This is a genomic window from Ktedonobacter racemifer DSM 44963 (assembly GCF_000178855.1).
Lineage (GTDB): Bacteria > Chloroflexota > Ktedonobacteria > Ktedonobacterales > Ktedonobacteraceae > Ktedonobacter > Ktedonobacter racemifer.
Genome location: NZ_ADVG01000004.1, coordinates 1,398,235 through 1,413,306, shown reverse-complemented (window position 1 = coordinate 1,413,306; position 15,072 = coordinate 1,398,235). Strand labels below are relative to the sequence as shown.

Sequence of the window (15,072 nt, the reverse complement as noted above, 5' to 3'; positions counted from 1 at the left end):
CCAACACACTCGTCAGCCTGACCCCCACGGGCCAGGAAGCCATCACCCGCCACTGGCACCTCCTTGACAAACTCCGCCAGGGTGCGCAAAACCCAACATAGGCCCTACTTTCGTCCATGCCAGCGCGCATGATACAGCCATCCCACGCCCATGCCGGCGAAAATGCAGCCGCCCGGCAGGTGCGCAAGGTAGGTGCGCCGTTTACAAGCACCTTATCCTTGCGCACCTGCATGGGCGGCGTGCCTGCTGGCATTCTCTTTGCGCAACGGCCCCGCTACTGGCGTACGCAGCTACTGTCCTTATTGCCCGAACAGAGCATTTATTATACAATATCCAGCAAAAAGTATATTTATGGTTTTGCGTTTAAATATTTGCTATCCCTCTTAGAAAGGATTATTTCGCTCATGTCGGAACATGTCGGGCAGCCTCTCTGCCCCCGGTGTCAGTGCTCCAATCCCACCGATGCAATCTTCTGTGCCTATTGCGGTCATGCTCTCGCGCCTGGGCAGCAGGATGCGACGGAGCGCCGCCAGGCCGATACACACGCAGAAGCCAGTATATCCCTTCCTGAAGAGGCTATCACGCGTTATGAGGAGCCAATGCCCCTGGTCGCGCCGACGCCTACCGCCAGCACGGCGTCGGTGCCATCGGCGCCGGAAACGCCACAGGTGAGCTTGCCCGCCAGCGCTCCGGGAACGCCCACGGGCTCCTCGCTGGCGGCTAAGTCAACTCTGGGCAAGGCTGCTTCAGGCTTCTTACAGACTGCCCTGGGCAAGGTGATTATCAGCGTCGTGGCCGTGGCTATTGTGGCTACCGCAGCGGTGCGTGTTGTACCCATCCTGGCCCATGGAGTGCCAGGAACACAAGCCACGCAGGCCAAAGATGTGGCTGCTCCACGCAAGACCGAGCCAATGCCCGCGACGCAGACAGAGTGTCCCGCCACTGGCAAAGCCCACCCCATGGTCAAAGCCTACCTGGCTCAGGGTACAAACGCGAATCTTGTCTACTATGAGACCTTATCAGGGGCGCCCGTGCTCAAGCGCTATGATACGCAGACTAGGCAGAGCAATACCATTCTAGCCCTGCCACAGGAAAAGGTGTGAGAAACGTTTCCAAGGAATCATTCTAGATATTGACAACTGGAGGCGTCTCTGGTAGAGTTTTGTTAGAAAGAATGTTCTTGCATGAAACACCAAGAGAGAGGTTCACCGACACGAAGGACGTGTTGTTGGAAAGGAAGGAGGCACCAGGTGCAGTTGGTCGAACGACATCTCATTCGCCAGAATGATGCACGCTTTGCTGTCATTGATCAGGCGGCCTTTGCCTCCAAGAACCTCTAAAATCAGGCCAATTACCACGTCCGACAAGCCTTCTTTCACGAGGGAGCCTATCTCCCCTACGCTGCCATCTTCCATCGCTTGAAACGGCACGAGGCCTATTGTGCCCTGCCCCGCAAAGTCAGTAATGCCATCCTCATTCAGCTCCACCACAATTGGAGCGGCTTTTTTGAAGGCATGGAGGCTTACCGCGAAGACCCCTCTGCCTTCACGGGACGGCCCAAGATCCCTGGCTACAAAGACAAGGCCAAAGGCCGCTTCCTGCTCATCTACGAGAAAAAAGCCCTGGGCAAGAGGGCGTTCAAGCGCACAGGCAAGCTCGTCCCATCAGGACTGCCCATCGAGATAGCGACTCAGATCACCTGGGAGGCCATTGCGCAGGTTCGCATCGTTCCACGCGCTGATGGCTACATGGTCGAAGTCGTCTATGAGCAGGAGATCCAACCGGCTGCGGTCAACCCGCAGCTTCGAGCAGCCGTGGATGTGGGTGTCAATGTGCTCGCTGCCATCACCAGCGACAAACCTGGCTTTGTGCCTCGCCTGGTGAGTGGCAAACCCCTCAAAAGCCTCAATCAGTGCTACGTGCGATCCGTTCAGCCGAAACTTGCTGGATAAGTAAGGGGAAGGCTGGCAAGACATTGATCAATGTCTTGATAACTGATTATCTGACGTGAGGTGCAATTCCTCACCTGTGAAGTGAGCACGGAAAGACGATGCCCTACGGTAGCGACTGGTCCTCAATCCGTAAAGCGGGTATCCAGGAGAGGAAACTGCTAGTCTGAAGCAGACCCATCTCCGAGTCAGGCGGCTATGGTTAGCAGTTCATTCAACAGAATGAATAACGCGAATGTGCAACGGAACCATCGTTAGGTTGAACAAGTCAAACAGGCTGATAGACTTGACCAAAAGGTAAGGTACCAATCTGCGAAACAATGGAGAAAGTGAAAGGGTAGTGTCGTGATACCCTGCCTCACTCACTAGCGTACCCGGTGGATAGCACAAACCTACGGCAGCGCAAAACAGATAATCGGAACGGAGTAACTCGAAGGTACGCTCTCATTGGAGGTCGATACGATGAGCAGGAAACCATCCGCAAGCTGCCTCCGAGAAGGATTGCCTAAAAAGCCAATGCCTGGGGTAATGCCCAGGATATGCTGACGTAGGCACGGTAACATGGAATGAAGAGAAACGAGTAGTATGGTGAAAACGAAGGCACCCAAGATCAAGCTACCACCTGACCCTGAGAGTGAAAGTTGGAACAAGCTGCCCTGGCGCAAGCTCGAGCAGCATATTTACCGCCTACAAAAGCGCATCTTCAAAGCCGAGAGCCGTGGCAACACAAGAGCAGTCCACAAACTACAGAAACTTCTGATGAAATCCAGAGCGACAAGGCTTTTAGCGGTTCGACGAGTGACCCAAGACAACCAGGGAAAACGCACAGCAGGCATTGACGGAGTAAAATCAGTCAAACCGGCCCAGCGTTTCACTCTGGCTGAACAAATCCACCCCAAGCAATGGTCTCAATACAAACCCCAACCAGTGCGAAGGATCTATATTCCCAAGCCTGGAAAGGATGAGAAAAGACCCTTGGGGATTCCCATCATGCGAGATCGCTCGCACCAGTGCCTCGTAAAGTTCGCTTTAGAGCCACAATGGGAAGCCAAATTTGAACCCAATAGCTTTGGTTTCCGCCCTGGACGTTCCTGTCATGATGCAATTCAAACCATTCACACCAATATCTGCACACAGGCAAAGTATGTCCTGGATGCCGATATTAAAGGAGCATTTGATCATATTGATCATCAGGCACTTCTCGCCAAACTCGACACCTATCCCGCAGTAAGGCTGCTTGTGAAAGCTTGGCTCAAAGCGGGAATCATTGATAATGGCATATTTGACGAGACCCGGAAAGGAACCCCGCAGGGGGGAGTCATCTCACCATTACTTATGAATATCGCGCTTCATGGTATGGAAACGGACTTGATAGCGGCCTACCGGTGGAAGGAGGGACGACCCAAATTTGTCCGCTACGCCGATGATCTGGTGGTTTTCCATCCCAAGCTCGAAGGCGTCGAAAAAGCAAAAGAAATCCTTTCGGAATGGTTACAGCGCATTGGACTAGAACTCAAGCCGAGCAAGACACGGATCACGCACACCTTGATGGAATATCAGGGAAAAACGGGATTTGATTTCCTTGGTTTCACCATACGCCAGTATCCGATGGGGAAAACACACACCGGAAAGCGGCCTAATGGTCAACCACTTGGCTTCAAGACACTCATCAGACCCAGTAAGGAAGCGATTGCGCACCATGTGAAAGAAACGCATCGTCTGGTAGCAGAGCACCGGAGCATGAAACAGGAAAAGCTCATTAAAGAGTTGAACCCGGTCATTTACGGATGGGCAAACTACTACCGAAGCATCTGTGCAAGAAGGGCATTCAAGCACTGCGACATGGTACTTTTTCGACAACTGGAAAGATGGTCGAATCGCAGGCACCCAAACAAAAATCGACACTGGATTATGCAAAAGTATTGGAAAGTGGATGAAGGAAAGGGATGGATCTTCCGAACCCCCGACCTACAACTACGAAACCACCAACAAACATACATCCGGCGTCATGTAAAAGTGAAAGGAACTGCCAGCCCATATGACGGAAATCTTCTTTACTGGAGCCAGCGACTCAAGAAACACCCGCTTCTTAACGGAGTTAAAGCAAAACTTTTACAGAAGCAAGAGGGAAAATGCCGTTGGTGTAGACTGTACTTCAAAGATGAAGACCTCATAGAGATCGATCACATTACCCCGAAAAGTGAAGGAGGCGGAGAGGAATTGAGCAACAAGTTCGCTCTCCATCGTCATTGCCACGACGAGCGCCACTCGAAAAAGGCCAACGGTACCTACGACAAAGGCCATGTTACTGAGGAGCCGTGTGACGGGAAACTGTCAAGCACGGTTTTGAAGACGAGTAGGAGTGGTGACACTCATGCTTAGTTTTAACAACAAACAGCGCGCCAAGCAGCAGCAACGCCTCGCGCATGAGAACCGATACACCTCCCGCCACCTGGATCGCGTGACGACGAAGCGCAATCGCCGTGTGGATGCGTATCTGCACACGGCCAGCCGTCGGATCATCGACCTGTTGGTGAGCGAAGGCATCGGAACGCTGGTGATTGGCAAGAATCCCTTGTGGAAACAAGAGGTGAGCATGGGGCGCAGGAACAACCAGCAGTTTGTGCAGCTTCCCCATGCTCGTTTCATTGAGCAGTTGACCTACAAAGCGCGATTGGTTGGGATCAAGGTCATCCTTCAGGAAGAAAGCTACACCAGCAAGGCCAGTTTTCTGGACGACGACCCCATCCCAACCTATGAGACCAACGCTGCTGAGAAGCCGGTGTTCTCAGGCAAGCGTGTGGCGCGCAGTTGGTATCGCGCCAGGGATGGACGCCTCATTCATGCCGATATCAACGGATCCTACAACATCTTACGCAAAAGTAGCTCCGACCCTTTGCAAGTGGGGCGAGGAGTAGCGGGAGCCGCAGTTCTCCCGAGACGGCTGGCCGTCTGAACGGATGACCTCTAGGCATAGTTGTCATCACTTTAAGATACTGTATAGCGCTCAAGTCTCAGGCGATGGGCAGTGGATCTTCTTTGCGACGCAATCAGCCAACGCCCAATACGGAAATATTACGGGAGTAGCTGCCGATGGAGAGGTAAAATTAAAGGCTATACGTATGGATGGCAAGGGGCTACAGACCCTCTATTGTGGCAAAAATATCGGCAATTTTGTCTGGTCGCCTGATGGCAGACAGGTCGCCTTTTTCCAGACCGATGGCAATTCGCCACAGACTGCTATCGCTAATCCAGGTTCTCCTGCTGCTACCGGTGGCATATATGTTCTCAACACAGACAACACCTCCATTCATGTCACCTACACATATAAATTTGATAGCAACAACATTAGCTCCAGCAACGATAACTACTATTCACCCCTGTTCTGGGCCGATAGCACACGCCTGGCAGTCATACAGAATGAGGTAGCCTTTGCCAGCCCAGTACCACCCCATAACGTCTATCTGCTGGATACTACACAGCAGCAGATCGCTCAAGATAACAGGCAGCCACGCCAAATTGTTGACGAAAGATCCCTCTTCTGCTGGAGTTACGCGCTTGCTCCCGATATGCAGACGCTCTACCATAGCCAGTGCCCCGACACCCAGGGTGGCATTATCTCACCAGGTGTCAGCTTACTTGTTGCGCATCCCTTTAAAGGAGGCTCACCAGAGACCGTGCTCAAAGAGGCCTACCCGCCCTTTCCCTCACTCTTGATTGGTCAGATCATCGCCGTGACCGATACCAGCATCGTCTTCGAGGCCGCCCAGGCGACGGGACTCTCTCAAGGCAACATGGTAAAATCTTCACCTACCGGAACCTGGCGCGTCAATCGTGATGGCACAGGCCTCAAGGAGATCTTGCCGAGGCAAAGCAGCGCCTATTACCTTCAAGCATCCCTCCCAACAGAAACCATGCCCTGGGATAGGGTCTCACGCGATTCCCGCTGGTTTGTTAGCACGGTAGGAACCCTATCAAGCGATGGCACCATGACCACGCAGACACTACAAATCATGTCAACCCAGGATGGCTCAACCGTCCACAAGCTTGCCACCTACCAGCAAATCAATACCACCCAAGCCCCTCTGGGCATCATCGGCTGGACGCGTATATAGACATGGGACATATCTCGAAAACGCAGCCGGCCGGGCGTGGGGCGTTCCACGTGACATTTACACCTGCATGGGCGGCACGCCTCTCCTCACACAAAAGAGGGCCATCCCTGGCTCACTAGGGATGGCCCTCTCGTTCGCGCGGTGTCGGGCAAAGCCCGAGACGGAGTAGTGTCGAGATGAGATGTTATCTGCCTGGTTAATCGTAATGAGACATGGTCACGATCCTTTCAACAGGCCTGGTTGACGATGTACTGGCTGGCGAGCGCTAAAATTGCGTCCCTGCGGTTTGCCCAATCAAGCGGCTCGTCGCAGATAATAAGTTCTGTTAACCAAAGAATTAGCTTCTAGCCGCCCGGATATATCATATTGGGCTTGAAGTTAAAAGTGGAAAAGAAATGCCACAGGTTGATGTGAGCAATGGTGCTGAAGGCGACGAGGCCGACGACGATCAGGGTTAGCATGGCAAGCAGGACGAGAGCGAACATCTGGTTTTTGCGCAGTGCGAGACTCATGGGTGGCACATCCTTTCTGGGTGCGGACGGGTGTGTCATGGGTGCCTGCCCTGGTCGACGTACCAGGTATGCAGGCTAGCGAGCTAAGGATCAAAGGGTGCGACTTGATGACGGTGGGCGAGCCTGGTACTGACCTTTTTTACTTTTGGGTTTCGCTTACGTCATATCCTTGTGAGAGAATAATACCGGATAAAGGGGCTTTAGCACGGCCTTTTGATCACAATTTTCACGCGTTGCGGACATGCCTCGCTGGGCGCGGGGGGTCGTAGAGATGGACGGCTATCGTCGCTTTCGTCGCTGGGGATTACAAGTTGATTGGGGTATACCATTTTGAGGTGAGCGTCGTCGAATTCTGGGATGTCTACACGGGTATTCGGCAACAATCGGTAGACGCGTACATAAAGGTTACCGTGCGCTACTTACGTACGCGCCTTCGCGTTAAGTGAGCATTACAGCAATGCAACAGATATATCACTCAGCTTAGACGCATGGGCAAGTAGCACCAGGCCAACCAGCATAGGCGCGTACGTAAGTAGCGCACTACCTACACCCGTGCGTGTAACAATCAAGGTTTTTTGCGGGTCGCACTTCATCTGCCAAAGAAGAAATACACTTCATTCCTCGCTTCGGGTACGCTTCTCAAATGGGTCAACCACACCTAGATTTCATCTTCTTTGGCTCTACCAAACTGGATAAAGCTCAGTGTTGGAAAAGAAACTGGGGAGACGGCACACATGGAACACTGGAACAATACGTTACGCCAACGGCTTGGGCGTTATACGCGACAAACACTCTCCTTTTCCAAGTCCGATGAGTATCATTATTTGATCACGCTAGGATTCATTGTTCAGTATAATTCGAGTCTAACACTTACTACTGCTATGTTCCTCATTGGTGATAACAAAAGGGATGGACTCGTAGAGCCACATCGCTTTATTTTTAATAATAGCGCTAATGAGGAACGCGGCACTACTGCTCTATTCCTCAAAGGCGGTAAGAAAAGAGACGGTGCAGGTGGCGTCGCGTTTTGGGCGGCCGTCCCCAGATCCACGGTTTGGCTCGCCGATTGAGTTGCGCCGTGGCGACGCTCATCGCTCGCTCGATCTCATGAGCATTGGCAAAACTCTGGCCAGCGAAGGCATCGCGTCGGAAGAGGCGCCACCACCCTTCTTGCAGATTGAGCCAACAGGCGCCTTTGGGAATGAAGATGTGCTGGAGGCGCGGATGGTCCACCAGCCAGGTGCGGGTTTCCAGACTATTGTGACTGGAGAGATTGTCCGTGATGATAAAGATGTCCCCTGTCGGATTATCCGCCTCGATGTCTTTGAGCAGCTCAATGTAGTTCTTGGAATTACGCGCAGCCGCACAGCGCGTGATCTCCTTGCCATCGCGGACCCGCAGCGCTCCATAGATCCACACCTTGTCATCCCCACGACTGTATTCCAGGGGAGCTTTGATGCGGTGCCCATCCGCTGACCAGCCAGGCGCTGGCGCGAAGGTACGCGGGGTCACCGGTCCTAACTCGTCAGTGCAGATGGTCGTCGACCCGTCGGGTGGCTCGGTGTAGTGGGTGACGACCGCAGTTCTTTTGGGGCAAAGTCTTTGTCATCACTGGTTCCCCAACTATGGCGATTGCGCCAGCGTACCCCTTCACGCAGGTAGATCCGTCGGATCTGGCTCCGCTCCACCTGGATACCCGCGGCATGGGCCGCCTCCGTGAGAGCATCCAAGCTCCATTGCGCTGAACCTTCTTCCTCGCGGGCCTGCAGGCTCCCATCGGCATACCGCTCTAACCTCCCTGGAGGTGGTCGCTTCACCAGGGCGAGAATCCGGCTGCGCTCCTGCTCGGTCAAGCGCGGTTTACGTCCCGCTCCTTCCCGCATTCCCAGGCCGTTGATCCCTTGCGCATTGAAGCGGTTCAGGTGGATGCGCACGGTTCTCGGATGGCATGAGAGCGTGGTGGCGATCTCTTGCGGCGTCTTGCCTGCCCAGCTCTCCACCACCATCTGGGCATGAAACTTCCAATCAGCAGGTGCGTGGTGACTCCTGGCCAGTTTGCGCACCTGGCGTTCTTCCTGGGCATCCTGCGCCGCTCGGGCTTGCACGTGTTTGGGCATAGCTCTGCTCCTCTCTTGGTGACTTGCTTTCTCTCTTTTAGCGTATCACCAATGAGGAATTGAGCACTACCGGTACTTTGTTGACTCAGAAAATCCCATCCATTGATGGCAGATGAGGGCTGGACTCATCATAACAGAACCAAGACGCTTCATTCGCTCTCCGAGCGCGGAAGTTCCCAAATCAACAAACCACCGCTACTGCTGCGTTCCTTAAAGGCGGTAAGAAAAGAGGCGATGCAGATGGCGCCGCGTTTTGGGCGGTCGTCCCCAGATCCACGGTTTGGCTCGATGATTGAGTTGCACCGTGGCCACCTGCATCGCGCGTTCAATCTCATCGGCATTGGCAAAGCTCTGGCCAGCCAGAGCATCGCGGCGGAAGAGGCGCCACCAGCCCTCCTGCAAGTTCAGCCAGCACGCTCCTTTGGGAATGAAGACATGTTGGATACGTGGGTGGTCCGCCAGCCAAGTGCGGGTTTCTAGGCTGTTATGACTGCTCAGATTGTCCGTGATGATGAAAACGTCCCCGGTTGGATTGTCGGCTTCGATGTCCTTGAGGAGCTCGATATAGTTCTTGGAATTGCGCGCAGCTGCACAGCGCGTGATTTCCTTCCCATCGCAGACCCGCAGCGCTCCATAAATCCAGACTTTGTCATCCCCGCGACTATACTCCAATGGCGCCTTGATGCGATGGCCATTGGAAGACCAGCCGGGAGCGGGTGCAAAGGTGCGTGGGATCACCGGTCCGAGTTCGTCGGTACAGATGGTCGTCGACCCTTCGGGTGGCTGGATATAGTGGGTGACGACCACAGTCCTTTTGGGACGAACTCTTCATCATCGCTGGTCCCCCAACTGTGGGTACGGCGCCAGCGAGCCCCTTCGCGCAGGTAAATCCGCCGGATCTGGCTGCGTTCCACCTGGATGCCTGCGGCATGGGCTGCTTCGGTGAGGGCATCCAGGCTCCACTGCGCCGAGCCTTCCTCGTCGCGAGCCTCCAGGCTCCCACCTGCATACCGCTCTAGCCGTCCGGGCGGCGGCTGCTTCGCCAGGGCGAGAATCCGGCTACGCTCTTGCTCGCTCAAGCGCGGCTTGCGCCCTACTCCTTCTCGCATCCCCAGACCATTGATCCCTTCGCTGTTGAAGCGGGCCAGGTGGATGCGCACCGTTTGGGGATGACAGTGCAACTCGGCTGCGATCTCATTGGGCGTCTTGCCTGCCCAACTCTCGGTCACCATCTGGGCATGAAACTTCCAATCAGCGGGCCCATGGAGGCTTCGCGCGAGTTTGCGGATCTGGCGTTCTTCCTGCTCATCCTGCGCCGCTCGGGCTTTCACGTGTTTGGGCATGGCTCTGCTCCTCTCTCATCGGCAACACTTCCACCTTCTATTTTAATACCAATGAGGAACGCAGCACTACAGCGATATTCACAAAGATTGAGCTACCTCATTATTCAGCCCTTCTCTCAAAACCAAAGTGTTCTTCCTGGCAATTATCGTGTGATGAGATTGAAGTCTCTTTTCTACGACGCATACAATGAACTTAGAATAATGTTCTTTTTCTCAGCTTGCAGCGCAATTGAGCATTGCCGAAAGAGATTATGTGGTGGGTAAAAGCTCGCACCATGTCACACAACGCAAACAGAAACGGGGTGGAACGTCTGCAGGGAAGTCGATTCCTCACTCCCGCTCTTTGAGGATCACACCCCACGACCAGATGCAACTTCGCCAGTTGAAAGCCGTTTGGGAGTCTTTTCCAGAGGGTCTCATTGCGTATGATCGCAACCAGAAGATTGTACGGATCAATGCCGCTGCTCGCAAGCTCTTTGAAGTGGCTTCCGAAGCCCAATGCCAAGGAAGAGACTACCAGCAATTTCTCACTTCCTACATCCGCTCTGATGAGCAGCCACCATGTGCTCCCTCAGAGCAATGGCTGATGAACCTCGCTCTTGCCGGGACAACAGGAGCCGGTTTGCCAGAACAGACGCTGCTGCTGCATCTGCCTTCGGGGAGCAAGATCTCGGTCACGGTTCGCTCCTTTCCCGTGAGTGCGCAAGGGCGCGACACAGAGGAAACCGTCTCGGTCTTCCATTGTGGGGATGAAATCTCCTATCTCCAACGTGTCCACGAGGCCATGTTGGACCTGCTCAACGCGATCGCGAAGATTCCCGAGCAGATGGATCGCGTCTTGCCGAAAGAAACCTTCCTCCTCTCGTCGCCAGTGCTCTTCGTGGCCCAGCAGGTGGTGGATGTCATCCAGTCTGTCCTGAATTGTCACACTGTGGATATGCTCGCGCACGGTCATCGAACGGGCCATCTGTATTATGTCGCGGGAAGTGGCTATACTGCTGAACAAGAACAGTACTGGCGAGATATCGGGGGATTCTTCCATCCCTCAGAATTGCTTGGCGACGCGGCATTCGCTCGCCTGGGCGCCAACCAAGAGGTAGTGCTTGCGATGAATCGGTTGCACACCATTGCACGCCTCGGGAAACAATTGCCTTTTCCGGCGTCTCTTTACCCCGCGTTTCCTAGCTCCGAGACGATCCTGCTCGTTCCTCTGTTTCTGGAGCAGCAGTGGGTTGGGTTGCTGATGGTCACCAAAGCGAGTTCGGAAGGAGCGTACACGCCAGAGGAGATCGCGCTCGTGAAAGCCGTCACCGCGCAGACCATGCTGCTCATTAAGGGCATTCACGATTTCTCTGCACAGGAAGGGAAAAAGAACCGAGCACTTGCCCAGCAGGAAGTGAGGCGCCTGGCTGGCGAATTTCTGACCCTGGCCAGTCATGAACTGCGCACCCCACTGACGGGGATCATGGGCAATCTGCAATTAGCACAGCGCCGATTGCAGACCTTCAAAGGGCAGCTTGCTCCTTCGTCCGTTCAGGTCCGCGAACCCTTTGCCCATATTCAGCAACCCCTAGCAGCCGCCTCGCAGAGTGCCCAACTTCAGCAGCAGATGATCAATGACTTGATCGATGATGCGCGTATCCAGACCAATACGCTCCCATTCTCCCTGTACCCTGAGGATCTGGGCACCCTGCTCAGAGAGGTGGTGGCCGGGCAGCAACACGCTGCGCCAGAGCACCCCATCATGCTGGATGTTCCGTCTCCGGAACAAAAGGTGCCCATCCTCGCCGATGCCGGGCGGATCACGTACGTGCTCACCACCTATCTGACGAATGCACGCACCTATTCTCCCCCAGGACGACCTGTCGAGGTGCACGTACGGGTTGAGGAAGCACTCGCCCGGGTCTCCGTCCACAACGAGGGAGCAGGCATTTCAAGAGAAGATCTTAATCATCTTTGGGAACGCTTCTATCGCGCCAAAGGCAGTGCCATCCAACATGGACTGGATCTGAGCTGTGGATTGCCCCTGTATTTGTGCCGGGTGTTCATTGAACGGCATGAGGGGAGCGTTGGGGTGGAGAGCGCTCCTGGTCAGGGAGCCACCTTCTGGTTTACCTTGCCCATCACCCCATCTCCGGGAGAGTGACACAAGCTCCCTTGCCATGTCGCTCAATCTTTGTGAATATTGCTGTACTTAACCACCACCAGTTCTTGGATCAGCCAGTCGATTTGAGCATCTCGATCCATGTGGATAGCGTACCTGATTCTTTGTGGAGATTGCAAGTCTTTCTCGTGTACCTAAATAGTTACCTTTTTGTGTGCACTACTTCATAGTCCTTTTTCCTTTTTTATTGCATACTTCTCTCAGTTCTTCCGTACATCGTTCCTAACATATTTGAATACTCAAACTTTCAGGAGGTATGCTCATGAACGCACTATTTGCTCTTATTACCCCTTTCTGTACATATGCTACCATCTTAATACTCATAATCACCTGTCTGTCTCTGCTGCTCATTCTTTTCAGTTTCGCCTTTCCCTCTTTCCACATCTGGGCTGGTCCTACCTCTTCCCCCACACTCGCATGGGCCGGTCCTACATTCATCGGCCCTGGCACTTCTCCTTCTGGATTTATCGCTGTTGATTAAGAGTCCACTCTTCTCAAGGGCGTGGAGCAACCAGGCCATCACGTTCCCATGTCCACGAGGAGATTGCTCTCCTCTTCCACTCCCTAACCGAAACGTATTGCCCACAATTGCCTACTGCCACACAAACCTTAAGCCAAGTGGTTGCATGGATCGCACCAAAACCCATTATGGTTATAGACAAAATGATTATTTATAATAATAAGAATACTTTTAGATTAGAGGTGATCAATGGCTGACAAAAACGTCATGGTGCCAGGACGGCGACTTGGAAACTATACGTTGACCAGGGAACTTGGCTCAGGTGGCTTTGCTGATGTCTATCTGGGCGTGCATAGGCACCTGGAGACGCAGGCGGCAATTAAGGTGCTGCAGGCTCAACTCAACCAGGCCGATCAGGAAAATTTTGTGGTCGAGGCCCGCACGGTAGCCCGTCTCAAACATCCCCATATTGTCCATATTTTAGAGTTTGGCATTGAAGACGATGTGCCTTACCTGGTCATGAACTATGCCGCGCACGGTACATTACGTGGCTATTTTCAGCGCGGCGTGCCCCTGGCGCCAGATGCATTTTTAACCTATCTCAAGCAGATCGCTGCGGCACTGCAATATGCCCATGATCAAGGGCTCATCCATCGCGATATCAAGCCGGAGAACATGCTACTGGATGAGCAGGATACGGTTTTCCTCAGCGATTTTGGCATTGCCACCCAGGCGCGCAGTTCGCAGTCACAGTCGGTAGAGAAGGTGATCGGCACGGTTGTCTATATGTCACCGGAACAACTACAGGGCAAGCCGCGCACAACCAGCGATCAGTATTCCCTGGCTATTGTGGTCTACGAATGGCTAACCGGCACGCGTCCATTCCAGGGGAAAAATTATCTTGAGATCGCCAGCCAGCATGTTACAAAGCCCCCTCGGCCGCTACGAGAACTTATGTCGGACATCGATCCAGCAGTTGAGCAGGTTGTACTGACTGCGCTGGCCAAAGATTATCACCAGCGCTATACCCGCGTACAGGATTTCGCGGAAGCACTGGAGCAGGCATATCTTCACAAACGGTATCTCAGTCCTCAGGATTTAACGGGCCGCCCGGTTGCAACTACACCAGCACTGCTAGCGGGCGCGAATCCACTCCCCGAAGTCACAGCGACACAATATGGTCTGGCACCAACGCTAGCTGTCTCTTCCATGGACAACACACAGAGACAGTCAGAGCCTAAAGGAACCTCCTACTCACGGCGTGCCATAATCGGCGGCGGCCTGGCTGCGGCTGTGCTGGCTGGAGGAGGCCTCACCTGGTGGGCTACTACATATTTCGTGTCTGACCAATATACTAACGCGAGCAAGCAGAACGGGGGCCAAACCACCAGCAAAGGGACGACAATCAAGAGTCGCTTTATGACGCAAGCCAGCCTGATTCATACCTATAAGCACACATCAAAAGTTGCCAGTGCAACCTGGTCGAAGGATAACAAATATATCGCCTCGGTCGAAGACAACACGGTGGTGCATGTCTGGGATGCCTTCACAGGCGAGGATATCTGGCATACAGATCTCTTAGAGGCACCGGTTATTGTCCAGATCGCCTGGTCTCCTGATGGTAAATCGCTCGCCGTGCTTGAAACTGAAAGCCCTCTTGTAGGTAGTAGCGACCCCATCAGCATAGTGGAGATCTATGATACAACTACGCACAAGTCACGCTCAAACTGTCATATTGCAGGCCAAGTGATGGCCTGGTCGCCCGATAGCAAATTTCTGGCAATAGCAGGCAAGTTCAATAATGGCTCGATAGATCAGACAATGGTTGCCATCTGGGATGGATATACCAATCATGATCCTACTTACCAATTTACATACATGGATGCAGTAATGGATCTCGCCTGGAAACCAGATAGCAAAGAGTTAGCAATCAGCTTTACTAATCCTGATGGAGCATTCAGTTGGGCTATCATCTGGTCGCTGGGAAGCAAAGCAGAGCCTGAGGATACAAATAAAATAGATCTGGCAAGCGTGAGTAGCGAGCTTTCCACCATGTCCTGGTCTTCTGCCAGCAAGAACCGGATTGCGTCGGCGAGTAATGAGACAGTTGAGATCTGGGATGCCAACTCGCGGGGAAAAAGTTATAACCATAATTACGTCCAGTATAAGCAACCTGCTATCTGGTCTCCCGATGGACTCTATCTTGCATCCGCTGCAACTGCTGACAAAACGATTCGCGTCTGGAACGGCCAGGATCATAATATTGTCTCGACCTGCGCGGAGCATGGAGATACCATTGCCAGGATTGACTGGTCACCAGACGGAAAGTATCTCGTCAGTACGGCTCAGGACAAAGACCAAAACTATACTGTACGCATCTGGCAAGTGGAAAATTAACAAGGATGTACTACA

At 53.4% G+C, this 15,072-nt stretch carries 12 protein-coding genes and 1 pseudogene; 8 read left to right on the top strand and 5 right to left on the bottom strand.

The features are described from left to right. The first annotated feature begins 404 nt into the window (after positions 1–404). The 5 genes from KRAC_RS47850 (at position 405) to KRAC_RS47830 (ending at position 6,064) form a co-directional block, all read left to right on the top strand. Complete coding sequence (locus KRAC_RS47850; protein ID WP_157507966.1) at positions 405–1,103, top strand: zinc ribbon domain-containing protein; 699 nt, start codon at positions 405–407, stop codon at positions 1,101–1,103. Positions 1,104–1,418: 315 nt separating this feature from the next. Further along, positions 1,419–1,952, top strand: coding sequence for a hypothetical protein (locus tag KRAC_RS47845; protein ID WP_052569222.1), 534 nt, complete (start codon positions 1,419–1,421; stop codon positions 1,950–1,952). A gap of 582 nt (positions 1,953–2,534) precedes the next feature. Continuing rightward, a complete protein-coding gene (ltrA, locus tag KRAC_RS47840) occupies positions 2,535–4,331 on the top strand; it encodes a group II intron reverse transcriptase/maturase (RefSeq protein ID WP_007919712.1) in 1,797 nt (598 codons plus the stop codon). Then, on the top strand, positions 4,324–4,905 hold the full coding sequence (locus tag KRAC_RS47835) for an IS200/IS605 family accessory protein TnpB-related protein (RefSeq protein ID WP_052569220.1): 582 nt from the start codon (positions 4,324–4,326) through the stop codon (positions 4,903–4,905). The genes ltrA and KRAC_RS47835 overlap by 8 nt, the downstream gene beginning before the upstream one ends. Before the next feature lie 4 nt (positions 4,906–4,909). Next, the gene (locus KRAC_RS47830) at positions 4,910–6,064 is read left to right on the top strand and encodes a PD40 domain-containing protein (RefSeq protein ID WP_007919710.1); all 1,155 of its coding nucleotides are present in this window, start codon (positions 4,910–4,912) and stop codon (positions 6,062–6,064) included. 344 nt (positions 6,065–6,408) lie between these two features. Here the strand turns inward: KRAC_RS47830 and KRAC_RS72865 are convergent, their stop codons facing one another. Further along, entirely contained in the window at positions 6,409–6,576 is a 168-nt protein-coding gene (locus tag KRAC_RS72865; RefSeq protein ID WP_007919708.1) for a hypothetical protein, read from the bottom strand. Between the two features lie 719 nt (positions 6,577–7,295). Here KRAC_RS72865 and KRAC_RS72860 point away from each other — a divergent pair. After that, positions 7,296–7,439: pseudogene (locus KRAC_RS72860) on the top strand (IS1 family transposase); the annotation flags it as partial. Between the two features lie 121 nt (positions 7,440–7,560). Here the strand turns inward: KRAC_RS72860 and KRAC_RS47825 are convergent. The 4 genes from KRAC_RS47825 to KRAC_RS47810 all read right to left on the bottom strand — a co-directional run bounded on the left by KRAC_RS47825 (position 7,561) and on the right by KRAC_RS47810 (position 10,036). Continuing rightward, on the bottom strand, positions 7,561–8,112 hold the full coding sequence (locus KRAC_RS47825) for a transposase (protein ID WP_157507754.1): 552 nt from the start codon (positions 8,110–8,112) through the stop codon (positions 7,561–7,563). After that, positions 8,094–8,693 (bottom strand): helix-turn-helix domain-containing protein, encoded by a 600-nt coding sequence (locus KRAC_RS47820; protein ID WP_007921833.1) that lies wholly within the window; start codon positions 8,691–8,693, stop codon positions 8,094–8,096. The genes KRAC_RS47825 and KRAC_RS47820 overlap by 19 nt, the downstream gene beginning before the upstream one ends. Before the next feature lie 210 nt (positions 8,694–8,903). Beyond that, the gene (locus KRAC_RS47815) at positions 8,904–9,455 is read right to left on the bottom strand and encodes a transposase (protein ID WP_157508172.1); all 552 of its coding nucleotides are present in this window, start codon (positions 9,453–9,455) and stop codon (positions 8,904–8,906) included. Then, positions 9,428–10,036, bottom strand: coding sequence for a helix-turn-helix domain-containing protein (locus tag KRAC_RS47810; protein WP_040447325.1), 609 nt, complete (start codon positions 10,034–10,036; stop codon positions 9,428–9,430). The genes KRAC_RS47815 and KRAC_RS47810 overlap by 28 nt, the downstream gene beginning before the upstream one ends. A gap of 256 nt (positions 10,037–10,292) precedes the next feature. Between KRAC_RS47810 and KRAC_RS47805 the strand changes: the two genes are divergently transcribed. Beyond that, complete coding sequence (locus KRAC_RS47805; protein WP_040447323.1) at positions 10,293–12,182, top strand: ATP-binding protein; 1,890 nt, start codon at positions 10,293–10,295, stop codon at positions 12,180–12,182. Positions 12,183–12,909: 727 nt separating this feature from the next. Beyond that, positions 12,910–15,057 carry a serine/threonine-protein kinase gene (locus KRAC_RS64010; RefSeq protein WP_007919702.1) on the top strand — a complete coding sequence of 716 codons (2,148 nt, stop codon included), beginning with the start codon at positions 12,910–12,912 and terminating at the stop codon, positions 15,055–15,057. Positions 15,058–15,072 lie beyond the last annotated feature (15 nt).